The sequence below is a fragment of the Mesorhizobium sp. M7A.F.Ca.CA.002.04.1.1 genome, from assembly GCF_004022805.1.
GTDB lineage: Bacteria > Pseudomonadota > Alphaproteobacteria > Rhizobiales > Rhizobiaceae > Mesorhizobium > Mesorhizobium ciceri.
The window spans coordinates 1-383 of record NZ_RZPL01001352.1 but is presented as its reverse complement, the minus strand read 5'-3'; the positions used below and the strand labels follow the sequence as shown (position 1 = coordinate 383).

At 64.5% G+C, this 383-nt stretch carries 1 pseudogene; it reads left to right on the top strand.

The window, feature by feature from the left end:
• Positions 1-383, top strand: a pseudogene (locus ENZ75_RS34175) (LLM class flavin-dependent oxidoreductase); the annotation flags it as partial.

Sequence of the window (383 nt, the reverse complement as noted above, 5' to 3'; positions counted from 1 at the left end):
GACAGGATCACGTGGGGTGCGGCTACCAACGCCACGTCGGAATGGGCAGCCAAGCTCGGCATGAACCTGCAGAGCTCGACGCTCAAATTCGACGAGAGTGGCAAGCCGTTCCACATCCAGCAGGCCGAGCAGATCCGCATCTATCGCGAGGCCTGGAAGGCAGCCGGCCACAAGCGCGAGCCGCGCGTCTCGGTCAGCCGCAGCATCTTCGCGCTGGTCGACGATCGCGACCGCGCCTATTTCGGCCGCGGCAATGAGAGCCGCGACCAGATCGGCTTCATCGAGGAGAACACCAAGGCGATTTTCGGGCGCAGCTACGCGGCCGAGCCGGATGTGCTGATCAAGGAATTGGCGCAGGACGAGGCGATCGCCGAGGCGGATAC